The organism is Methylacidimicrobium sp. AP8 (genome assembly GCF_903064525.1).
In the GTDB taxonomy this organism is placed as follows: Bacteria; Verrucomicrobiota; Verrucomicrobiia; order Methylacidiphilales; family Methylacidiphilaceae; genus Methylacidimicrobium.
Map to the genome: position 1 here is coordinate 225093 of NZ_LR797830.1, position 22521 is coordinate 247613.

Genomic DNA, 22521 nt, shown 5'->3' on the forward strand with positions numbered 1-22521 from the left:
CTTTGAACAAAGGGAAGAGTCGCAGCGTCAAATCCATCAAAGCTTCAAGCAAATTCCTCCTCCAACGATTCCCGAGAGCGGCGCGGGCGAGTCCACGCCGCTCTTTTTTTCTGCCTCCTCGCTGTTTCATGTGGCCAAGGCGGGAATATCCAACCTCAGCTTTCCGGCTTTGAGGAAAGCGGCGATCCGTAAGCACCGAAAGCTTCGGAAGCCTCTGGCCATCCTTTTGGCAAGCTGGATGAGTCCGTTGATCGCCTCGATGAGACCATTGGTCACCCGGCTCTGGAGGAAAGCAAGGACGCCGTCCAGATGGTCTTTGATCGTCTTGGAAAGCTTTCGGAAGGGAGCAAGCCGACTGCGGTCGGCCCACTGGAACCACCAGCGGAGCTCTTGGGGATCCTCTTGGGCGAGGATCTCTTGCAGAGCCTCCCGCAACCCAATGGCTCTTCCCAGTCGGGGGTAGGCGGCGCAAAGGGAAGCGCGCAGACTCTTCTGCCCCTCGCTTCGCGTCCATTCGTTGCCTCGCAGCGCCCAGAGGCTTCCCTTCGGCAGCAGCCCCTGACGCACGAACTCCTTACGCACCTGGTCGACCGCCTCCCCCGCCATCTGCATGAGGTGGAAGCGGTCAAAGACGATCTGCGCCTTGGGGAAGTGCTCCTTGGCTCCGCAAATGTAGGAAGGGCTCATGTCCATGCAGATTAGCTCGATCTGCTCGGGACTCGCTCCATGCTCGCGCATCTCCTTGGCAAATGCCTCCAAGGCCTCCTTCCCTTTGCCTTCCGCCAGGAAGAGGAGCTTCCGGCTCTCCCGCGTCGGTAACGGCGGTCACGTAGCGGTGACCCCGCTTGCTGCTGGTCTCGTCGACCAAGATCCGCTTCACCCCGCTCCAATCCTCCTTCCGATAGGCCTTTTCCACGTAATGCTCCAAGATTCTCCACAGCCGGGTGTCCTGCTCCTTGAGCATCTTGGCCACCTGGGAAACCGGCATCTCCTGGGAAAGCATCAGGATGACCGCCTCCATCATCAGGGTAAACCCGCTCCCCGGTCTGGCCCAGGGAACTTCCGCCAACCGCACTCCGTGCTCCGGACAGTCCACCCGAGGAACCCGCGCCACCAGCTCGGTCTTGTACTGCCAGAAGTTCATGTGCCTCCACCGCTTCTCCACCGTGTCGTGCGCAGGAGAAGGACGCCCGCATTCCGGACAGGGGAACCGATGGCCCTCGCGAAAATCGAGCCAGATCTTCAAGGTGTGATCCACCGCAGACAGTTCGCTTCGAGTCACCTTCCATTCCGGACCCAACTGTAAGGCCATCCCAAAAAGCTTGTTCGCATCCATGCCCGAAGAATCGGAAAACGAGGCGAGCTTGGCAATCCGCCGTCAAGGAGGATCGACGAAGTCGAAGTGTCCTTGACGGCAATTCGCCCGGACTCAAAATCCGTCGAAGACGGATGGCAAGAACACCGTTTCTTGCCATCCCTCAATGGCAAATCTGCCCCCTCCTTCCACTCCGCACAGCGAAGAGCCTTTTTTCTTGTCGACCGCGTAAAGGCGTCTTCCCATTGCGTATCCGCCGGAATCGGCGTAGCCTCTCGACATCCGAGAGAAGAATTGCGCTTGGCTACCTGGAAACTTCTCCCTCCCGCGCTTCGCACGATGGCTCTGATTCCTCTCTTCTTTTCTCCTTCCGGCGGGAAGAGCGGAAATCGCTCGGCCGGCTTCGCTCTAGTCCGGGATAGGTTGTTTTGGATAGGGCCCTGGAGAATCGGGGTCTCTGCAGCGAAGGCGTCGATCCTCTGATATGGCGCTTGTCGTCCAGAAGTACGGCGGGACATCGGTCGGCGATATCGAGAGGATCAACCGGGTCGCCGGCCGGATCGCCGTCCGTCACAAGCAAGGAGACCGGCTCGTTGTCGTGGTCTCCGCCATGTCGGGCGTCACCGATTCGCTTTTGCGCTTGGCGCGGCAGGTGCATCCGGATCCGATGGGGCGGGAGCTCGATCTTCTTTTGGCCACCGGAGAGCAGACCACGACCGCTCTGCTCGCCATGGCTCTTCACGCGAAGAAAGTCCGGGCCGTGCCCTTGACCGGGGCGCAAGCGGGAATCGTCACGGACGGCGCCCACACCCGGGCCCGCATTCTCAACATCGGGCCGAAAAGGATTCACCAGCTCCTCGACGAAGGCTCCGTGGTGGTTGTCGCGGGATTTCAAGGGCAGGATCTTCACGGTAGCATCACCACCCTGGGACGCGGCGGTTCCGACTTGACGGCCATCGCGCTGGCCGCTGTGCTCAAAGCGGATCTCTGCGAGATCTACACCGACGTAGATGGCGTCTATACGGCGGATCCGCGATTGGTGCCGAACGCCATGAAGCTCGACGAGATCAGCTACGATGAGATGCTGGAAATGGCGGCTGCGGGCTCGAAGGTCATGCAGAGCCGCTCGGTCGAGTTCGCGAAGAAATTTCGGGTCGTTTTCGAGGTCCGATCCAGTTTTTCGGAGGCGCGGGGCACGATAGTGAAGGCGGAAACCAAATCGATGGAAGATGTCGTCGTTCGAGGGGTCAGCCTCGAACGGAATCAAGCGAAGCTGACCATTCCGGCGGTTCCGGACCGTCCGGGGGTGGCGGCCAAGATCTTTTCGTCGGTCGCCGATGACGGCGTTTCGGTCGACATGATCGTCCAGAACGTCTCGGACCGGGGGCTGACCGACATTACCTTCACGGTGAACCGAGACAGTCTTTCCCGCGCTCTGCGGCTCATCGAGCCGGCTGCACGCGAGCTTGGTGCCGCTCCGCCCCGGGCGCAGGAGGGAGTCGCCAAGCTCTCGGTCGTCGGGATCGGCATGCGTTCCCACAGCGGTGTCGCGGCCCTCTTGTTCCAGGCTCTTGCCGAGGCCGGCGTCAACATCCAGATGATCTCCACCAGCGAGATCAAGATTTCGGTCGTCATCGATGAGGCGGTGGCGGAGCGCGCCGTTCTTGCGGTGCATGAAGCCTTCGGCCTGTCGAAGCCCGCGTCCGGCGGGGAACGGGCTACGGAGGCAGCCGGTCCTGAAGCTCCTGGACGACTCCCTCGAAGCGGTTGACCGGCTTTCGCCGCCGGATGGCGTCTAAAAGCGCTTTAGCCGGAGCATATTGCTTTTGCTCGATGTCCAACCGGGCGAGCTGGATTTCGGCGACCAGCCGGAAGGGATCGGCCGATCCTTCATCAATCAGCGCACGGTAGGAGCGGATGGCTTCCTCCCGCTTTCCCTCGGCCTCCAATCCCGCCGCCGTGCCGAGAAGCGCCGCGGGCCGCAGCGGGTGCTTGGGGAAGGAGCCGAGGAACTCTTGAAAGCTCTTGGTTGCCTCGGCATAGGCTCCTTCCTGGAATTGAGCCGAGGCAGTTTGCAGGAGCCAGAGGGCGCTCTGGGGAATGTCCCGGTGGCGCTTGATCAATGCCAAGCGCTCCGACAGGCTCGAGGCTTTGGCATATTCCGAAGCAATCTTTTCCTCCTGGAGCCACTCTTCGTGCTTTTGCCAAGCGTAGATTCCGATCCCTGCCGCGACAACCGCCACCAGAAGCACCAGTGCGGCGATCAGAGAAAGGTTTTCTCTACTTCCCGTCCCTGCGGGTGGAAAGGAAGCGCGGTCGCTCGGCATGGCAATCCCTATGAAGCCCGTATCGATTCCGGGTGACAAGCGCGAAAAAAATCCACATGGACGCCCGTGCCGGGAAGCGGCCGTCCGGGCCACCCGCTTCCGTCGGGCGCGGAAGAGATTCCGAGTTGCGAAGGCAGCCGTCTCTGTCGCATAGTCAGGAGCGCCCTTCCGCCTGCCGGTTGGGAGGGAAAAGAGGCCGAGCAGTGCCGCTTTAGCTCAGAGGTAGAGCAACGCTTTCGTAAAGCGTGGGTCAAGGGTTCGAATCCCTTAAGCGGCTGCCAGCTTCACGGCGACTTACGAAAGCAACTTCCTCTGGTAGAGAAAGCGTAAGTCACGGTGCCCCTCGCTGCCTCCTCGTGCCGCTCCCGCCCCGCGCAAGCCCCTGCGCACTGCTTAGCTGTTGGGGTTCGCATGATTACCTTCTAGAAAATCGCCGTCCGTTGCTGATCGGGCGTGCGGTGCTTCGGGAGGTTGTGGCAAGCTGGAAAGCCGAGGTAAAGATATGAGAATCACCCTGCACAAAAATGCGACGACTACGCCGGCGATCCGCACGGCGATTCTGGCGGGCGAAGGGCAGCGATTACGAGTTGGCGAGGCAGTTTCGCGTGACTCGGGAGACGATTCGTCGGTGGCGGAAGCGGGATTTTGTCGAGGATGCCAGCCACACCCCGCATCATCTTCCGACGACACTCAATCCGGGACAGGAAGAGCTGGTGATCTACTTGCGCACGCAGCTCCGGCTGCCGCTGGACGATCTGCTGGCCGTCATCCGCGAATTTATCGAACCCTCCATGACCCGCTCGGCCTTGGGCCGGCTCCTGCGGCGCCGAGGCCACTCCCGGCTGCCTCAACCGGAAAAACCGGCCAATCCCACTCAACCCTTTAAAGTTTACCTGCCGGGCTACTTTCATGTGGACCTCAAATACCTGCCCCAGATGGCCGACGAGACGTCTCGCCGTTATGTCTTCGTCGCCAAGGACCCGAGCCACCCGTTGGGTCTTCTTGGCGGTCAAGCGTGCAAAGACCCCAGCGGCCGCCCGCAGCTTTCTCCAGGCGCTGGCCAAGGCGGCACCCGTGAAAATCCGAACCATCCTCACCGATAACGGCAAGGAGTTCACCGATCGCGTCTTCGGCCAAGCAGCCAAGGATGCTACCGGAGCCCATGAGTTCGACGCGCTCTGCCAAGCATTGGGAATCGAGCACCGCCTGACCAAGCCAAAGTCGCCTCGCACCAATGGCATGGTGGAGCGCTTCAACGGAAGACTGGCGCAGATCCTCCGTACTCATCACTTCCAAAGCTCCCTCGACCTGAAAACCACGCTCCACCGTTACGCCTGGCTCTACAACGAACACCACCCTCAAAAATCGCTCAATCACCAAACCCCACTTCAGGCCCTAAAAACATGGCAACAATCCCATCCGCATCTCTTCCAAAAAGCAGTACGCAATCATGCGGGACCTGACACCTAGGGTCCGCTCCTTCCGCCCTATGAGCTCGTCAAGGGTCCGGTACCACGGCCAAAGGAAGCGGGGGTCGACCCGAACTCGGCCATTCTGCTTCCAGACCGGCCGGATCCGCTCTCCTCTCCCGTCGGGAACGTAGTCGGTCTCCAGCCACTGGGCCAAGGCGTGTTCGCTCCCCGGGGACAAGAGCCGGTTGACCACAAGGACGAACGCCCGTTCCGCAAGGGACAGTCCTTTGCCTTTCCCCCTCTTCTCCTCCAAGAGCTCTTCCATACCCAGCTCCTTCCAGAGATGTCTGGCGACAAGCGTTGGACCCCAAACTGTGGATTCCTGAGGCTTAAGCGCTCTCGGAGAAGCCGGCGCGCTCCGCCCGAGCAACTCCGCGAGCCGATCCAAGTGGGGTGCCAAGAGATCCTTGCGGCCAAGAGTCGCGACAATCCGCTGCTTGACCTGTCCCTTTTCCCGGTAGCTTTCCACCAAGCGGACATACTCCGCCTCGCTCCCGTCCTTCCGGCGCAACCGCAGGGTGCGCAGAAACATGAAATAGCATTACCGGTCGTCACCGTGAATCGCAAGCACAAAAGGCCACTTTCATGCGGCCAAGTTGTTCACAGTGTGGCACTACATTTTTGCAAAATTTCCTTCCCCAACCCTGGAGCCGTCGTCAAAAAGGCCGCTTTTCACCAAACATGGGCCGGCCGATCCGGCTGCCGAGCTCGACCGGGTCTGCTCCCTTGCGCGTTGCCTTGGCAATCTGGCGCAGCTCTTCCTCTCCTCGGGCAATGCGGCTCTGCCGCCGCTCCCGATCGCGCATCGCGCGCCACTCCCCGCCGGCAACGACGTAGCGAACCCCTTGGTGCTCGATCTCCATCACCCGGGTTCGATCCGTCAGCCAGAGCTGCCGATCTTTGGGAAGTCGCCGAACGATCTCCTGGAGCTTGGTCCCAGTTGATCGGGTCACGTACTCAAGCTCCATGCCGGTGAGCATCTCCAGATTCCACCGGCTCTTCATCCCGCCATCGAAGACGAAGGTAGCCTCTCGGATCCCGAGTCGGCGTCTGAGAGTCACCAAGAGCCCCGTCAGCGTCGTGCTCTCCGCCCGGTTCCCCCGCAGGACCTCCACATGGATCGGGATCCCCCGGGCATCGGTGGCGACCGCAAGAAGCACCTGCCGCCGATCTTGCCGGTGATCCCGGCTGTAGCCGTACTGCGCCAATCCCTCGGGGCCGTCCCCCTCGAAGTAGACACTCGAAAGGTCATAGAGCACCAAGCTCGCTCCCTCTGGTTGGGCTTCCCGGTAAAGCTTCTTCTCGATCCCGCTCCAAACGCCGTTGAGCCCATCCATCGCCCGGTAGAGATCGTCTTCTTCCAGGTCCTTCTCCTCCAGTCCGCATACCTTAGCCAAAAGCGTCCCGCCTGCTTCCTCCCGAAGGGCGAGCTTGGAAGAGGGAAAGAGAATCCGTCCAAAGATCATCGCTTTCAAAAGCCGCCCCTTCCGCTCCGAACCCACCCCGGAAAGAACCTGATCGAGTCCAAATCGCTGCCACGCTTGCTCGAGGACCGCGATTCCTCCGTAATCCAGAGCTTCCTGCCCTTCCAGTCCGTCCAGGGGCACCAGCTTCTTCCCCTGCAGCAGCGCTCGGACCGCCTGCTGGACCTCCACCGGCATCCGGGTCAGATTGGACAGGATCCTGGTCTTGACCTGCTTGCCCACCCGATACGACTCCCGGACAAGAACGGATCGGTAGACTTTGCCCCTCTGGCAAGTGCGCACCTCTTGCACGTACATGCCTACAATATGCCAAGAGCATGATGCTTATGTAAACAAATGTTATTCACATTGTATTCGCATTACACGTCCTACATTATTTTGCGCAAGTCCTTCATGTGCAGAAACAATCCTCAAAATTGTGCGGAAGATGGGAGAAAGCAAGGAGGCCGCATGTCCCCAACTGAGAAATACGGCCTCCCCATCCGCTTCGTTCGGGCAAGAAGCCCGCTAGAATCCGTAACCCACGACAAAGACCCCGAACGGATCGTACAAGCCGTAGCTTGGTCCGCTCACATTCAGCGTAGTGGTTCCGCTATGAAATCCGTTGACGTCGCCATCGAAGGCGAAACCGAATTGTCCGGCGATAAACCAGTGCGAATCGAGGAAATAACGAACTCCCCCGACCGGGGCGAACCAGTAGCCCCACACGCTTCCGAAATTGACTCCGCCGCTCTCCGCATTCACAAGAATGCCGCCGCCCGCGAATCCCACGTACGGCTCGATTTGCTTCGCGATCCTGTAGCCGACCGTCCCGCCCAGTCCGAGATAGCCGACGATCGCCGAATTGCTCGCCATGGTCGCGTGGCCGGGTGAAGCGGGTCCCGGCCCCAATGACGATTGCTGCTGGCTTCCGAGAAAAAGGCCTATCGCATCGGCTGTAAAACTAAAATTTCCCCACTTTTCCGGATCATGAAAATATAATCCGCCGACGATCGCTCCAATATAAGAATAATTGTAGTTTACGGAAAGAGGAGTTTCTCCAGCAGGTGTAACCAAACTTGCCCGATCGGAGTAAGGAAAGCCGACGCCTAGCGCTCCCGCAATATACGGGGTCCAGGACTTCTGCTCTTTCTTTGTGGCTTCTGTCATTGCTTCCTTAGCGGACTCATAGGCTTCCTTGTGGCCTTGCGGCACGGTAACGCCGTCGGCTCTTCGCTGTGCGGAGTGGAAGGAGGGGGCAGATTTGCCATTGAGGGATGGCAAGAAACGGTGTTCTTGCCATCCGTCTTCGACGGATTTTGAGTCCGGGCGAATTGCCGTCAAGGACACTTCGACTTCGTCGATCCTCCTTGACGGCGGATTGCCAAGCTCGCCTCGTTTTCCGATTCTTCGGGCATGGATGCGAACAAGCTTTTTGGGATGGCCTTACAGTTGGGTCCGGAATGGAAGGTGACTCGAAGCGAACTGTCTGCGGTGGATCACACCTTGAAGATCTGGCTCGATTTTCGCGAGGGCCATCGGTTCCCCTGTCCGGAATGCGGGCGTCCTTCTCCTGCGCACGACACGGTGGAGAAGCGGTGGAGGCACATGAACTTCTGGCAGTACAAGACCGAGCTGGTGGCGCGGGTTCCTCGGGTGGACTGTCCGGAGCACGGAGTGCGGTTGGCGGAAGTTCCCTGGGCCAGACCGGGGAGCGGGTTTACCCTGATGATGGAGGCGGTCATCCTGATGCTTTCCCAGGAGATGCCGGTTTCCCAGGTGGCCAAGATGCTCAAGGAGCAGGACACCCGGCTGTGGAGAATCTTGGAGCATTACGTGGAAAAGGCCTATCGGAAGGAGGATTGGAGCGGGGTGAAGCGGATCTTGGTCGACGAGACCAGCAGCAAGCGGGGTCACCGCTACGTGACCGCCGTTACCGACGCGGAGAGCCGGAAGCTCCTCTTCCTGGCGGAAGGCAAAGGGAAGGAGGCCTTGGAGGCATTGCCAAGGAGATGCGCGAGCATGGAGCGAGTCCCGAGCAGATCGAGCTAATCTGCATGGACATGAGCCCTTCCTACATTTGCGGAGCCAAGGAGCACTTCCCCAAGGCGCAGATCGTCTTTGACCGCTTCCACCTCATGCAGATGGCGGGGGAGGCGGTCGACCAGGTGCGTAAGGAGTTCGTGCGTCAGGGGCTGCTGCCGAAGGGAAGCCTCTGGGCGCTGCGAGGCAACGAATGGACGCGAAGCGAGGGGCAGAAGAGTCTGCGCGCTTCCCTTTGCGCCGCCTACCCCCGACTGGGAAGAGCCATTGGGTTGCGGGAGGCTCTGCAAGAGATCCTCGCCCAAGAGGATCCCCAAGAGCTCCGCTGGTGGTTCCAGTGGGCCGACCGCAGTCGGCTTGCTCCCTTCCGAAAGCTTTCCAAGACGATCAAAGACCATCTGGACGGCGTCCTTGCTTTCCTCCAGAGCCGGGTGACCAATGGTCTCATCGAGGCGATCAACGGACTCATCCAGCTTGCCAAAAGGATGGCCAGAGGCTTCCGAAGCTTTCGGTGCTTACGGATCGCCGCTTTCCTCAAAGCCGGAAAGCTGAGGTTGGATATTCCCGCCTTGGCCACATGAAACAGCGAGGAGGCACGCCGTCTTCCTCGACCTGTTGAGAGTCGCCGGCTCCACCCGGGACGGCACTGCCTCCCGCCTGTGCGGACAGCGCTCCAAGCTGCAGCATGCAACCCGCTCCGGCAACCAGAGCGGTAACTTTCCACTTCCGTTGTTTCATCTATTTAGTGCTCCTTGAAATAACACAATATGTTACATTGTATCGACAATGCCGCATGAGAATGCGCAGATTCCCTATGTGGTCGGGACGCCCAGGCTATGGGGGTTTCAGTGTGGAGACTTCCGAAAATGCGATACTACCGCTGTGGAAGACACGGCGCCGCTTCGTGGCTTCTGGCCGCGATCCGTAGGGAAAAGAAAATTGATTGCGCAGGCCGGCGGCGTGCGGACCACACGGAGCTAGAAGGGAGTGTGATTCCAATCGCGGGGCAAACATGGCGGGGTCAGCTTTTCCGGCTTGTGCTTCTCGTCAGTCACCTTCGCTTCCGGTTTGCGGCCCGGCGCACCGTTTCGGTGCACGGCAAGCATGCATAGGCTTCCGCGGGAGCGGCTTGTGTCGCGCGGGCCTGCGTAAATGGGCGTACTTCTGTTATTAATAGGGACGGTGTGTCGCTTTGCCGTCTGTCGGCATTGAGTTGTCTGAGTACCGCTGGGGTGCTGTGTGATGGGAGTTCATATGTCTTGCCTCTTTCCTGTTGTCGGATGTTTGGTTTGCTCGCGAAGCACGAATCGTCGTCTTGGGTTTGCGGGCCAGAGCCATGTTTGGCCGCGGTGTCCGGCATCGGCGCGTTTGCACCGATGCCGAAGACGCCGCCGCCGTGCCGATCGGGCCTTTTTCCCGTTCGGGAGCTCAGGACGAACGGCTTCCCTGCCCGAACCGTATTTCTGTCGGCCCGGGGCAACGGGCTCGCCCAGGAAGCAGCGTCGTGCGTGAGCGGGCCGACGGCCCTCCGATCGGCGCCCGCTCCGCCATGGACTGTCTCGGACCTGAACGCGATTTTCCCTACGCTACCGGCAGCAAGACCGTGAAAGGTTGGCCGCAGTGCCGGTACCCTTTCCGGGAGTCCGGTCCATCGGAAGCACTCATCGCCTCCATCCAAGTCTTCGGGTTTCGCTTCCGATAGGAATGGGGCCGGAACGAACGTCCTTTTCGCGACAAGGCCCCAAGCATCGGGCGGGATACGCCGCAACCGCAGCGGGTCGTCGATCCGCTGCGGAAGGAGCGGCGCACCAACTACCCATCGATATCTTCGACAGGTGATTAGTAGAGATTTACATGGGATAGCCATTATCAAGACTTCTTACAGTTACAAGTAACACGAGTATTGCGGTGGCTTAACGAGCTACGCGGGCTGGGGGATATACGTATAGGTGCACCTCGTGTCAAGCGTGGCATACACAAAAAGAGCTAATGCTCTCTGGTATTGACTCCTTCATGCACGTTTCTAAAGAGGTGGAGGGAGCAATCGGGGCCTTTGGCCGCAATCTCTCGGCGCCCCGTTTCGCCCGCGCGCTCGGCGGTTGCGCTGCAAGCAATGGGTGCGCAATACGTTAGATTTTCCTCAGCCCCGTCGGGCCCGGAGCGGGTCGCATGGATCGCTTACGGCTCAGAGACGGCGGCAACCAAGGCGGCGAAGATTCGGCGGACTTCAACATTCTCGGCGGCAACCCCTCGGCGTTTCTCCTTCCCAGAGGAGAACGCGGCCGCATCGAGGTCCTCCGGCAGGTCACGTCTGCTCGGTTGATGGACGCAGGGCATCGCTGTTCTTCCCGGCTTCCGCCGTCGTTCTTGCAGCAAACGGCTATGTTTCCTGTATCGCCTGCGAAGCGACATCCGGAACGGATCCCCCGAGCGACATGGGGAATTGACCCCTATGCGGGTTTCTGAACGGTTGCGGCAAAGGTGCTGGAATGGTTGCAGCAGCACGCCGGCGCGCCGATTCTCCTTGAGCCGATAGCTCTCTCCACGGATCGTGATCAGCTGGCTGTGGCGGAAGAGGCGATCGAGGATCGCGGCGGCCACCACCGCATCGCCGAAGACCCTTCCCCATTCGCCGACATTCCGGTTGCCGGTGATCCGCTGGCTTCCCCGTTCGTAGCGGCGGGAGACCAACGGGAAGAAGAGCTGAGCGGCATTGGGCGCGATGGGCAGTCAGCCCGGCTCGTCGACGACCGGGAGCTTGGCTTTGGCGAAGCGGGCGATCCGCTCCTTCAGGTCTTCTTGGGCTTGCGCGGGAGCCAAGTCGGCAATCAGGGCCGACGCCGAGGCGCAGAGCGCGGTGTAGCCCGCTTGGACGGCCGGTTACCGCCGTGCAAAACTGCCCCGGATCATCGAAGGAAAACTAACTCATTCGGGTGACATGGGCAGCTGGGAGTTTTCAGTGGACCCCGATGGCAAGACAGATTTCCTCTGAATTTAAGCTGCATCTATTCCTTCAGTCGCAGCGGAACAGCGCTGCCCTGTTGTTGCGCGGGGAGAATCCCCTGCGCAGCGTAGCGGAGCAGGGCGTTCTCCCCGCGTTCCGCCGAAATGATCCGGGATGCTGGCCCCTCCTCCATTGCCATCCGCATAAACGGCGTTCGGTGTTCGGTAGCCCAGCGACTGGTGCGGACGCTCGCCGTTGTAGAAGGCAAAATACTCCTCCAGCCCGAGCGTCAACTCGGCCACCGTGCCGTACCCCTTCAGATACACATCCTCATGCTTGAGGCTGCGCCAGAGCCGTTCGACAAAAATATTGTCCAACGCTCGACCCCGTCCATCCATGCTAATCGCAATGCCTGCGCCCTTGAGCATGCCCGTGAACGTAGCGCTGGTGAACTGGGAGCCCTGATCGCTATTGAAGATCTCCGGCTTCCCGTACAGAGCCAGCGCATCCTCCAGGCAGTCGACGCAGAACGAGCTGTCCAGGCTGTTGCTGATCCGCCAGCCCAGTACCCGCCGCGAGTACCAGTCGATGATCGCCACCAGATAAACAAAACCTCGCAGGAGTTGAATGTACGTAATGTCGGAGCTCCAAACCTGATCGGGCCGGCTGACCTCCACGCCGCGCAGCAGGTAGGGATAAACAGCCTGCTCGGGATGTCCCACGCTCGTCGAAGGCCCCGGCGCCATCCCAGCCAACCCCATATGGCGCATCAACCGCTGCACCCGCTTGCGGTTTGCAACATATCCCCAGTCGCCCCAGAAAAACCACCATCCGCCGGCTGCCGTAAAACGGCCGCCGCGTGTATTCCTCATCCATCAGCCGGCCCATGTTTGGGGGAAGGTCTTGTAAGTCGTTGCGAGACAGTACCCGTCATTTCCAATTGGCACTACAGGGGCTATTTTTGCCCTTTGCGGTCGGCTACGGCTCCCGGGCAGAGATGCGTAAGGCGGAGAGGATTTGCCGGGCCTGATGATTCCCGGCGGTGACCCCGCGACGTTTTTCGCTTCCGAAGGAGAAATCCACCAGATGGATGGTTCGGAGGGCAGCCCAAGCTTGCTCGCTGGAGAAGGGTAGATTGGCCGCCTTGAGTTTCTTCTCCAGGAGCCGGTCGAGCAGGAAGGCCAAGGCGGCGACGAAGACGTGCGCCCGCACCCGTTTGGGATTGTGGTGGTAGATCGGACGAAGCTCCAGGACGTCCTTGAGCTTCCGGAAGGCTCTTTCCACCTCGGAGAGCTCCTTGTAGGCCCGGACCGCCTCGAGCGGGGAGAGATCCTTTTCCTCGGTGAGGATCACGTACTTCCCCTCCAGAAGCTTTTCGGTCTCCACCGGCTCTTCGGACACTTGGAGCTTGCCTGCCCGCAGACTCCAGCGGAAGTAGCGGTGGCCGCGATGGAGAGAGAGGATTCGGGCGACGGAGCTGCCGATCTCTTCCCGATTCCGAAGCTCTCCTTTTTCGATACGCTTGGCGAGTTTGCCCAACTCTTCCCGGGTCTTCGTGACATCCCTCTCCCGCATGGCCTGCTCGTAGGCCAGCCGCTCGGCGCTTTCGACCACGAAGATCCGCTGCCCGGGAAGCGCTCCCTCGACTTCGCAGACCCGATCCTTTTCCTCCGGAGAGCAGGGCTGCCAGGAACCGCTCTGGGCCTTGCGGACATACTCCAAGACCTCCGGGCTCCTTCGTCGGCGTAAGCCGAACAAAAACCCATGCCCCTGGCTCCACAGGAAGCCCAAGTTGGCCGTGCTCACCATCCCCCGGTCCCCGACGAAGACGATCCGACGCAACCCGAAGCGTTTCTCCAAATCGGCGACGATCGGCAGAACTGTTTCCGAATCGTGCCGATTGCCCCGGAAGACATGGTGGGCAATCGGCCAGCCATTGGCCATGACGACCCCCAAGAGGATCTGCCGGTTTCCCTCCCGCTGATCCCGGCTGTAGCCGTATTGAGCCAAACCCTCGGGGCCTTCCCCTTCGAAATAGGAGGAAGTCAAATCATAGAAGACCATCTCGGGCTTAAGAGAAAAGAGATCCCGCAGCCGGGCAAAGAGCCCTTCCTCGATCCGCTCCTTCTGCCCTATGAGCTCGTCAAGGGTCCGGTACCACGGCCAAAGGAAGCGGGGGTCGACCCGAACTCGGCCATTCTGCTTCCAGACCGGCCGGATCCGCTCTCCTCTCCCGTCGGGAACGTAGTCGGTCTCCAGCCACTGGGCCAAGGCGTGTTCGCTCCCCGGGGACAAGAGCCGGTTGACCACAAGGACGAACGCCCGTTCCGCAAGGGACAGTCCTTTGCCTTTTCCCCTCTTCTCCTCCAAGAGCTCTTCCATACCCAGCTCCTTCCAGAGATGTCTGGCGACAAGCGTTGGACCCCAAACTGTGGATTCCTGAGGCTCAAGCGCTCTCCGAGAAGCCGGCGCGCTCCGCCCGAGCAACTCCGCGAGCCGATCCAAGTGGGGTGCCAAGAGATCCTTGCGGCCAAGAGTCGCGACAATCCGCTGCTTGACCTTTCCCTTTTCCCGGTAGCTTTCCACCAAGCGGACATACTCCGCCTCGCTCCCGTCCTTCCGACGCAACCGCAGGGTGCGCAGAAACATGAAATAGCATTACCGGTCGTCACCGTGAATCGCAAGCACAAAAGACCACTTTCATGCGGCCAAGTTGTTCACAGTGTGGCACTACATTTTTGCAAAATTTCCTTCCCCAACCCTGGAGCCGTCGTCAAAAAGGCCGCTTTTCACCAAACATGGGCCGGCACAGCAGCAAATCCTCCTCGCTTTGCTCGCCAGACGCCCCCCGCCCGTAGAACGTAGCCCGCGCCACCCCTGCCAGTTCGCATTGCCGCACCACCGCCAGTTCCGCCTCTCGCTCTATCCAGCCTATCCGTGCCTCGCTGCTCATAGTCCGGACTTTTTTTTAAGCCAGTCCAGCTCCATCTTCAGCCGACCAATCTCCCCATACAGCCGATCTTCATCCGCATGCGCAGCCGGCTTCGGCCCTCGCTTCCCTTCAAAAATCGTCGCCGCCCGCTCCAGGAGCTCTTTCTTCCAATGCCCGACCACGACTGGATGCACCCCGTACTGCTGCCCAATCTCGTTGAGCGTCTTCAACCCCCGGATCGCTTCCATTCCCACCTTCGCCTTGAACTCCGCGCTATGTGCCTTGCGCTTCCTGCCTTCGCTCATGCCATCACCCTCCCAAGATGGCAGCTTAAATCCCTGTCTCAAAATCGGGGTCCACTATACGCAATTCTGTTGCGGGAAGCGGATCGGAAGATCGGTTTGTTAAGACGGTTAGAGGGTTGCTTCGTGGATCGACGCCATCCGAAACGCATTGTGCATCGGGTACGGGAGATGCTTGCCCAGCGCATTTTCGGGATTGCGATGGGCTACGAAGACCTCAACGACCATGAGCAGTTGCGGACCGATCCGTTGGTTGCTCTCCTGAGCGGGAAAAGCGATCTGGAAGAGGATCTGGCGGGCAAGAGCACGCTCAACCGGCTGGAACTGGTGGGTCGAAGCGAGCGCTACCACAAGATCGACTACTCGGCCGAAGCGATCGACCGTCTTCTGGTCGATCTCTACCTCGAATCGCATCCCCAGCCCCCTGAGGAGGTGGTGCTCGATCTGGATGCGACCGACATCCCCCTTTACGGACATCAGCCGGAGCGCTTCTTCCATGGTTACTACGACTCCTACTGCTATTTGCCGCTCTACATCTTTGCTGGCGATCAACTCCTTGGCGTCCGGCTTCGGCCATCGAACCAGGATGCGTCGGCGGGCTCCCTTACGGAGGTGAGCCGGATCGTGGAACAACTCCGTACCCGTTGGCCCGGAGTCCGGATCGTGCTCCGGGCCGATTCGGGCTTCTGCCGGGAAGAGATCATGGCTTGGTGCGAAGCCAATCAAGTCGACTACCTCTTCGGCTTGGCGCGCAACGAGCGCTTGTGCCGGACCATTCAGGGGTCGATGGAGCAAGCCCGTCGTCTGCACGAGTCGAGTGGCAAGCCGGCCCGCTTCTTTACCGAGTTTGCCTACCGCACCTTGAGCAGCTGGTCGAGGGAGCGCCGGGTGGTCGCCAAAGCCGAGTACCTGGAAAGAGGGGAGAATCCGCGCTTTGTCGTGACCTTTCTCTCCACCGAGGAGTGGCCCGCCCAAGACCTTTACGAGAAGCTCTACTGTGCTCGTGGCGACATGGAGAATCGGATCAAGGAACAACTCCACCTCTTTGCCGACCGGCTCTCGACCGCGCAAATGGCCAGCAACCAACTTCGCCTCTACTTCTCGGCTCTTGCTTACACCCTGGTCGAAGCGCTGCGACGGCTCGGTCTGCGAGGAACGGACTGGGCCGAGGCCCAGGTCGACACCCTCCGGCTCAAGCTCTTTAAGATCGGCACGCTGGTCCGAGTCAGCGTCCGCCGCGTCTTCCTCTCGATGAGCAGCGCCTATCCTTGGAAGAGCCTCTTTACCCACGTCTTCCGAGTGCTGCGTTGTTGAGCAGGTATCAAAACCCCACCTCTTCTCCTTCCGCAAAGCCTACGATCGGGCGGAGCCTTGCTCCACAACCGGCTTTTTGCGCTTTGCAGCGCTCGCGTTAAGGCAAATCGAATGAAAATCTTGCTCGATCCTGCCTCACGAAGAGCTCTGCGCGGCCGGAACTGCTCGCAAGCGACTCAACCGGCACCTCTCTCGCCCGAAAGCTCGTACTGGTGAGAAATGGGGGTTAGGGCTGCTTACGGGGAAGAAGGATAGCGGAGCCGCAAGGAGGCCGGGCAAGGGATCCCTCCGTTAGGTTTTTATGACAAATTCCTCTGGCTTTTTCTTAACAAAGAGGGCTCTTGCGCAAAGAATGCTTAGCCCCCGGTTCTTTTGGCGGATTTGCGCCGGGATTGCATTGGGCGGGGCCATTCCTTTACGGTGAAGGGTGACGATTGCGGCGGTGGATAGCGCCACCAAGCCGGAGCACCGGTGTGCGGGAAGGGGAAAGCATCCGTCGAAATTCCAAAGTCTAGGCGGACGGGGAAGCGATGCTGCGGATCGGTGTGGTCGCCAATCGAAGGAAGCCGGGCGCCCGGGCGCTGGCTCGGGCCTTGCAAGAATTTTCCCGCAAGCAGGATTTCCCGCTGCGTTGGGAAGAGCAGACCGCCCGGCTCATCGGGGCGGAAGGCGAAAAGCTGGCCGAGCTGGTCGCCGGAGTCGATCTTCTCATTGTCGCCGGAGGAGACGGCTCCTTGCTGCGGGTTGTGCATGAAGTCTATCCGAGCCCCGTGCCGATTCTCGGGGTGAACATCGGCGGTCTCGGATTTCTCACGGCGGTGACCCGGGAGGAGATTCTCGAAGCGCTCCCCGGTCTGGCCGAGGGCTCCTGGCGTCGAAGTGAACGGCTGGTGCTGGAGGTGCGGGGGTCCCTGCGAGGCAAGGCGTTGCATATCCCTTGCGTCTTCAACGACGTGGTCCTATTCCGCGGAAACTCTTCCCACATGGCGCGAATCGATGTCCTGGCGGCGGATCTCCCCGTGACGGAGTTTCAAGCCGACGGCCTCGTCGTAGCGACACCAACGGGGTCGACGGCCTACGCCCTGTCGGCCGGAGGGCCGATCGTCATCCCCGAGGCCCGGGTTTTCGGGCTGACGCCGCTCTCCCCCCACACGCTGACCAATCGCACCCTGATCTTCTCGGCCGATTCGCAAGTTCGGATGACGGTGCCGGAGCGGGCGGTCCCGGTCCGGTTGGAATTCGACGGCCTATCGAGCGGGAGCCTACGCCACGGGGATTGGGTGGAGATCCGGGCGGCGCCGCATCCGGTGACACTCGCCTTCCTGGCGCACCGGGACTTCTTTCAAATCCTCCGACAGAAGCTCCGGTGGGGCGGAGCGAGCATCCCGCTGCCGGGAGAGCGGGCTGACAAGGATGGGGAGCCGCCGTGAAGTTGATCGACCTGATCAAGCCGGGAAGAGTGGCGCTGAACCTCCGCGCACGCACTTGGACCGATGCGATGCGGGAAGTGGCCGAGCTTTTGCGCGAAGCGCCGGAAATCGACGACTTTCCCGTTTTTCTGGAGGAACTGCTTGCGGCTCAGGGCCGGGGACATCTCTGGTTCGATAGCGAGGTCGGGTTTCCCCATGTGCGAAGCACCCATGTGAGAAACCTCGTCCTCGCCGCGGGGAGGAGCACCGAGGGGATCGTGATCCAGGCCGATCAGCCGGCGGTGAAGCTTGTCTTCGTCATCGGCGTGCCCATGCAGTTCCATACCGAATACCTGATCGCGGTAGGGGCGCTGGCCCGCATCGTGAATAAAGCTCCTTCCCGGGCGCGGCTTCTCCGCGCCAAGGACCCGGCGGAATTCGTCTCCTTGATTGCAGCAGAGGAGCAGAAGGTATAAAGATAAAAACCGCCACGGACAGGTGGCTGAGCGGCTTAAGGCACTCGACTCGAAATCGAGCGTGGGGGAAACCCCACCGTGGGTTCAAATCCCACCCTGTCCGCGTTCTTCACGGGCGGAGGCGACTTACGGGGATGGCGCAGGCGTCTCTTGTCCTTCGAGCCCCGACTCAGAGCGATCCCGTCCCGAGGGCGGAGCCGGTTCGGCAAGCTCTTGGGAAAGGGTGAAGCTGCCGATCCGAAAGGAAAAGGAGCGCGTGCTCACGCAGTGTAGGATGGTCCGCCTACCGATGCGACCGACATCAAAGACCACAAGCCTCGACTGCGGACCGAAACGGAAAGGCCGGTCCTGGTGCCTGGCCCGCAAGGTGTTCTGCAGCTCCTCCGCCGATTCCGGGCTGGTCTGAACATAAAGCAGAAGGAGAGGGCCGGACGGCCGGGCGCGGTCGATCGCCCATGGGATCCATTCGATGACGATCCCCGGCGAGGGGAAGCGCACGGCCATTGCGGCGCGAGGAAGGAAATCGCCGGTTGCCAGGTAGACCGGTTCGCCCGCCCAGGACCGCTTCATCGCCTGGAGAAGCGGAGAGTTCCTATCCGAGAGAAGGGTGCGGACGGCTTCTTCGGAGAGGGGTTCTTCCTTCGTCGTTTCGTAGAGCTGGAGGCTCCAGCCTGCGGGCAAGGCGGCGGCTAAGCGTTCTTGCTCGGCGCGGACGCACGAGGCGAAGAGGTCTCCGTTGGGAAGCGAGGAGTTGAAAACGCCCTGAGCCGAGCGGAGGCCGACGAGGCTTGCCAGCAACCCGGCTGCGGCTCCCAGGAAGAGGAGTCCAGCTTCGGTCGGCGCCGATGGAAACCGGCGGGCCGCTTGAGGCGGCCGAACCTCCTCGAAGGGAAGATCGGCCGAATCGGTGACCGGCGGCGCCTCCCACGGCCCCGCCCTCAACCAGAACGCCTCCGCTGCCGAGGCCTGTTCGAGGACCGGAGCCGCATGCGGTGGAGGAGCCGCTTCTGGATCGATCGGCGGCGGCGGCGCTCCTTGTCTTAGGAGAACGGGCGGGGCGAGCTTGCGGAAGATCCAGAGCAAGGGAGCGGCCAAGGCGAAGTAGAAGCCGAGCGCCCAGGAAAAGAAGAAGGAGCCGAACGCGAAAGCCAGAGCTGCGCCGGGCTGCGCTACCAGCCAAAAAAAGCGCGGATGGTTGCGGAATGGTCCGGGCGGAATCCCCCAACCCCATGGGTCGGGCCGGCCGAGGGCAACGTGGCGGCCGGCGGTCGCGATCCGGTGGAGAACGTAAATCGCTCCTGTCAAGCCGGCAAAGACGAAGACCGGAAGGGCCGCCCTCCAGGACCGTCCGAGCCCTGTTGCCAACGCCAAGCCGAAGAGGAGAAGGAGGGAAAAGGCTGCCCGTCGTTTCCCGGCGTATCGTTCGCCGAAGCCGCGGCAGGTGAGGAGCTCCACCGGGAACACCCAGGAAACCAGGATCCAGAAGAGCAAGCGGCCGATCGAGCTTGGGATTCCGCGGGTCATCAAGGCGGAGGTCTCCGGAGAGAGTATATCTTTGCCAGAAGCCGACGGCCAGCCGGACGAGCCGGCCCGGCGCGATCCGTTTGCGAGAGGAACCCGCCGGTCGCCGTCGGCTACGACTCGGCCTCGACCGCATGCAAGGGGGGCAGGGCCGAGAGCAGAGCGAGGCTGAGCGCAAAGCAGAGGAACGCCGCAAGCATCGGGGTGTGGAACGAGCGGAGGCGCTCGGAAAGGAAACCGAAGGCCAGAGGGCCCGCACCGGCGGCCAGGCGGCCGAAAAGCCCCCATAGGCCGAAGTATTCGGCCTGCTCGTTCTTCGGGGCGAGGATGCCGACCACGGCGCGGCTGACCGATTGCAGAGAGCCGGCTCCCATCCCCAAAACCGCGGAGACGACGTAAAAGGCGAGCTTATCCTGGACGAAGTAAAAGCCGCCCATGCCCAGGAACCAGATCCAAACGATGAGCTGCAGGGTCCGTTTCGGGCCGAGGGCGTCCTCGATGAAACCGAAAAGGACCGCTCCCAGGCAGCCGCCGGTCTGGATGGCCAGAAGGAGGAGGGCCGGCTCGTTGCCGGTCAGTCCGATTTGCATCTGGCCGTAAAGGGCGGCCATCGCCAGGACCATGGCGGCTCCGGTGGCGTAGAGCAGGAATGCGCCGAAAAAGAGACGGAGCCGGGATTCCCGAGCGAGCTTGGGAAAGGTGCGGGAGAGGAGAACCAGGGAAGCTCTCAGAGCCGCTTTCCAATCCTGTTCCGCCGCCTGCGTCCGCTCCCGGACAAAAAGGATCGTGGCGAGGCCCCCTGCGCAGTAGATGGCGGCGGTGAGGAGGAAAATGAGCCGGATGGCTCCGGAGTTGGCGAGCGTGAAGCCGTGGCTGATGAGGGGGGCTGCGGCGATGACGCTCAGGAATCCTCCCACGTTGCCGAGAGCCCTCGCCAGTCCGGATAGCCTGCCGATCTTTTCCCGAGGAGCAAGCTCGGGCAGGAAGCTGGCCCAAAGATTTTCGGCGAACGCATAACCGATCGAGGCGATCATGAACGCGATCAGGCTCGCCCAAACGTCGCCCTCGCCCATGGCGGCGAGGCTGGCCGTGGCGAGGACGCAGACGGCATAGAAAATCGAGAGGATCCTTTTCTTTTTTCCCGTGACGTCGACCAGCGCCCCAAGAAGGGGAGAAAGCAGGCCGACCAGCGTTTGGCAGAGGAAGAGAGCGCATCCGAAGAGCCATGTGGCATCGGTCCGATGCGCGCAGACGACACGCAGGAAGTAGGTGCCGAAGACCAGGTCGACGATCAGAGTGTTGAAAGCCGTGTTGGCGAAGTCGAAGAACGACCAAGCCACCTTCTCGGCGTTGTTCGGGGCCGAAAGATGTGGTTGGGGGGAAACGGCCTTTTGCGGGACGCGCATATACGGAGACTCGTTCAGGAGGAAGCCTGCGCCATCCGGCCGTTCGGGAAGGCCGCAGCGGCCGAACCGGGAAGGCACGGCGGTGAAGCGCTTGGGCGGCTCAAGCTAGGAATCGGGGAGTCAGCCATGGCACCAACCCGGGCGTCACCTCGGAGGCGAGCCTCGACTGGAGCTAACCGCGATCGGCGGAGCCTGTCAAGGCATCCCGGGTAGGGGCGGAAACGGCGGGGCGCATGCGGTCGGAAGGCAGCGCAAGCAGCAGCAGGAAACCCGATGCGAAGCAGACCAAGGGAATGACCATCGGAAGCCGGAAGGAGTGCGTTGCTTGGAAAACGGCGCCGAAAAGCAGCGGCCCCACTGCGGCGGCCACCCGGCCGGTGACGAACCAGAGTCCGTAATACTGAGCCCGTGCCTCGACAGGGGAGAGGAGCCCCATGACGGCACGGCTGACGGCGAAGAGGGATCCGTTGCCGATGCCGACAAGAAAGGCGGTGGCCCAGAACAGCAACTTCGATTCGACGGAGACAAGAGCGATCGAGGCGATCACCCATGCGAGCACGACTAAGCGCAACGCCGGTGCCGATCCGATTCGATCCTTGATCTTCCCAAGGAGAAACGCTCCGGCGCATGCCCCGCTCTGGACGGCGAGCAGGACGAGAACCTGGTCGGCGTCGGCCATGCCGATGGCCATCTGCGCATAGATCGCGACTACGACCATCACGATGGTGGCGCCGGCCCCGCAGAGCAGGGAGGACAAAAAGAAGGTGCGCAAGGCTCCCGGACGCACGACGGCTGGCAAGGAGGAAGCAAGGCGGCGCGCGGATTGGCGGACGGCTTGCCCGAGATCGCCGGCTACGGCTTCCGCCCGCTCGCGCAAAAGCAGAAGAGCGGGGATGCCGGCCAAGGCATAGACCATGGTCGTCAGGAGTAACGCCATTTGGATATGCACGGCGTTAGATACGGTGAATCCGGAGGCGATCAGAGGAGAGATCAACAGCAGGTTACCTAAGCTGCCTACGTTTCCCAAGGAGCGCGCCCACCCGGAGAGGGTGCCGAGAGAATCGGGGCCGGCGATTTCCGGGAGGAAGCCGGCCATGAGATTGTCGGCGAAGGAGAAGGCGATGTTGGTGACGATAAAGACGGTCAAACTCGGCCAGACGTCCCCTTCGCCCATCCGCGCAAGCAGCAGCGAGGAAAGGATGCAGACCGCATAGGCGGAGAAGAGCATCCGCTTTTTGCTGCCCAGGACGTCGGCCATCGCGCCGAGCCACGGCGAGCAGAGGGCGACAACGGCTTGAGAGAGGAAGAGGGCCAAGGTCCAGAGCCAGGTCGCGTCGACCCGGTGGGCGCAGATGACACGGACGAAGTAGACCGCGAAAACCAAGTCGACGATAACCGTCGTGAAGGAGGAGCTGCCGACGTCGAAGCAGCTCCATGCGAACCGCTCCCACTTTCCGGCCGGCGGAGGGGGCGGAGAACCGCTTGCGGGAGGCGACGAGTAACCGCTCGGCGCATTCTCGCCGGAACCGGAGCGCGGACGGCGGACGTTAAGCCAGCTCACGATGGGGTGATTGCCACCATAGCACGGCGGCAATCC

General features: G+C 61.3%; 13 protein-coding genes, 2 tRNA genes and 5 pseudogenes. 8 read left to right on the forward strand and 12 right to left on the reverse strand.

The genetic code is table 11. The features are described 5' to 3' along the window. Positions 1 to 126: 126 nt before the first annotated feature. Positions 127 to 1336, reverse strand: a pseudogene (locus MTHMO_RS01010) (ISL3 family transposase). A gap of 463 nt (positions 1337 to 1799) precedes the next feature. Here MTHMO_RS01010 and MTHMO_RS01015 point away from each other — a divergent pair. Next, on the forward strand, positions 1800 to 3086 hold the full coding sequence (locus MTHMO_RS01015; RefSeq protein WP_237394678.1) for an aspartate kinase: 1287 nt from the start codon (positions 1800 to 1802) through the stop codon (positions 3084 to 3086). Here MTHMO_RS01015 and MTHMO_RS01020 read toward each other — a convergent pair. Then, positions 3034 to 3642: a tol-pal system YbgF family protein gene (locus MTHMO_RS01020; protein ID WP_202213140.1), complete on the reverse strand. Its 609-nt coding sequence runs from the start codon at positions 3640 to 3642 to the stop codon at positions 3034 to 3036. The two genes, MTHMO_RS01015 and MTHMO_RS01020, sit on opposite strands and share 53 nt — an antisense overlap. 205 nt (positions 3643 to 3847) lie before the next feature. Here MTHMO_RS01020 and MTHMO_RS01025 point away from each other — a divergent pair. Beyond that, positions 3848 to 3919: transfer RNA gene (locus MTHMO_RS01025), tRNA-Thr, on the forward strand. Between the two features lie 225 nt (positions 3920 to 4144). Further along, positions 4145 to 5112, forward strand: a pseudogene (locus MTHMO_RS01030) (IS481 family transposase). Here the strand turns inward: MTHMO_RS01030 and MTHMO_RS01035 are convergent. From MTHMO_RS01035 to MTHMO_RS01045, 3 genes are all read right to left on the reverse strand, one after another. Then, positions 5038 to 5646 carry a hypothetical protein gene (locus MTHMO_RS01035; RefSeq protein ID WP_237394679.1) on the reverse strand — a complete coding sequence of 203 codons (609 nt, stop codon included), beginning with the start codon at positions 5644 to 5646 and terminating at the stop codon, positions 5038 to 5040. The pseudogene MTHMO_RS01030 and the gene MTHMO_RS01035 sit on opposite strands and share 75 nt — an antisense overlap. A gap of 124 nt (positions 5647 to 5770) precedes the next feature. After that, complete coding sequence (locus MTHMO_RS01040; RefSeq protein ID WP_237394680.1) at positions 5771 to 6895, reverse strand: IS1634 family transposase; 1125 nt, start codon at positions 6893 to 6895, stop codon at positions 5771 to 5773. A 210-nt stretch (positions 6896 to 7105) separates the two neighbouring features. Beyond that, the gene (locus MTHMO_RS01045; RefSeq protein WP_237394681.1) at positions 7106 to 7921 is read right to left on the reverse strand and encodes a hypothetical protein; all 816 of its coding nucleotides are present in this window, start codon (positions 7919 to 7921) and stop codon (positions 7106 to 7108) included. A gap of 72 nt (positions 7922 to 7993) precedes the next feature. On the opposite strand from MTHMO_RS01045, the pseudogene MTHMO_RS01050 reads away from it, so the two are divergent. Further along, positions 7994 to 9201: pseudogene (locus MTHMO_RS01050) on the forward strand (ISL3 family transposase). A gap of 1597 nt (positions 9202 to 10798) precedes the next feature. Here MTHMO_RS01050 and MTHMO_RS01055 read toward each other — a convergent pair. The 4 genes and pseudogenes from MTHMO_RS01055 to MTHMO_RS01075 all read right to left on the reverse strand — a co-directional run. Further along, positions 10799 to 11350 (reverse strand): ATP-binding protein, encoded by a 552-nt coding sequence (locus tag MTHMO_RS01055; protein ID WP_370568353.1) that lies wholly within the window; start codon positions 11348 to 11350, stop codon positions 10799 to 10801. Between the two features lie 348 nt (positions 11351 to 11698). Then, a pseudogene (locus MTHMO_RS01060) lies at positions 11699 to 12446 on the reverse strand (IS3 family transposase); the annotation flags it as partial. 96 nt (positions 12447 to 12542) lie between these two features. Next, entirely contained in the window at positions 12543 to 14213 is a 1671-nt protein-coding gene (locus MTHMO_RS01065; RefSeq protein ID WP_202213141.1) for an IS1634 family transposase, read from the reverse strand. 133 nt (positions 14214 to 14346) lie between these two features. Continuing rightward, a pseudogene (locus tag MTHMO_RS01075) lies at positions 14347 to 14801 on the reverse strand (IS3 family transposase); the annotation flags it as partial. Here MTHMO_RS01075 and MTHMO_RS01080 point away from each other — a divergent pair. From MTHMO_RS01080 to MTHMO_RS01095, 4 genes are all read left to right on the forward strand, one after another. Continuing rightward, complete coding sequence (locus MTHMO_RS01080; RefSeq protein WP_237394683.1) at positions 14772 to 16112, forward strand: IS1380 family transposase; 1341 nt, start codon at positions 14772 to 14774, stop codon at positions 16110 to 16112. The pseudogene MTHMO_RS01075 and the gene MTHMO_RS01080 sit on opposite strands and share 30 nt — an antisense overlap. 530 nt (positions 16113 to 16642) lie before the next feature. Further along, entirely contained in the window at positions 16643 to 17542 is a 900-nt protein-coding gene (locus MTHMO_RS01085) for an NAD(+)/NADH kinase (protein WP_202213144.1), read from the forward strand. After that, positions 17539 to 17997: a PTS sugar transporter subunit IIA gene (locus tag MTHMO_RS01090; protein WP_202213145.1), complete on the forward strand. Its 459-nt coding sequence runs from the start codon at positions 17539 to 17541 to the stop codon at positions 17995 to 17997. The genes MTHMO_RS01085 and MTHMO_RS01090 overlap by 4 nt, the downstream gene beginning before the upstream one ends. A 16-nt stretch (positions 17998 to 18013) precedes the next feature. Further along, positions 18014 to 18100: transfer RNA gene (locus tag MTHMO_RS01095), tRNA-Ser, on the forward strand. Positions 18101 to 18123: 23 nt separating this feature from the next. On the opposite strand, the gene MTHMO_RS01100 is transcribed toward MTHMO_RS01095, so the two are convergent. From MTHMO_RS01100 to MTHMO_RS01110, 3 genes are all read right to left on the reverse strand, one after another. Beyond that, positions 18124 to 19521, reverse strand: a complete 1398-nt coding sequence (locus MTHMO_RS01100) for a hypothetical protein (protein ID WP_202213146.1) — start codon at positions 19519 to 19521, stop codon at positions 18124 to 18126. A 110-nt stretch (positions 19522 to 19631) separates the two neighbouring features. Beyond that, positions 19632 to 20924, reverse strand: coding sequence for an MFS transporter (locus tag MTHMO_RS01105; protein ID WP_202213147.1), 1293 nt, complete (start codon positions 20922 to 20924; stop codon positions 19632 to 19634). A 172-nt stretch (positions 20925 to 21096) separates the two neighbouring features. After that, positions 21097 to 22485 (reverse strand): MFS transporter, encoded by a 1389-nt coding sequence (locus tag MTHMO_RS01110; RefSeq protein ID WP_202213148.1) that lies wholly within the window; start codon positions 22483 to 22485, stop codon positions 21097 to 21099. Positions 22486 to 22521: the final 36 nt, after the last annotated feature.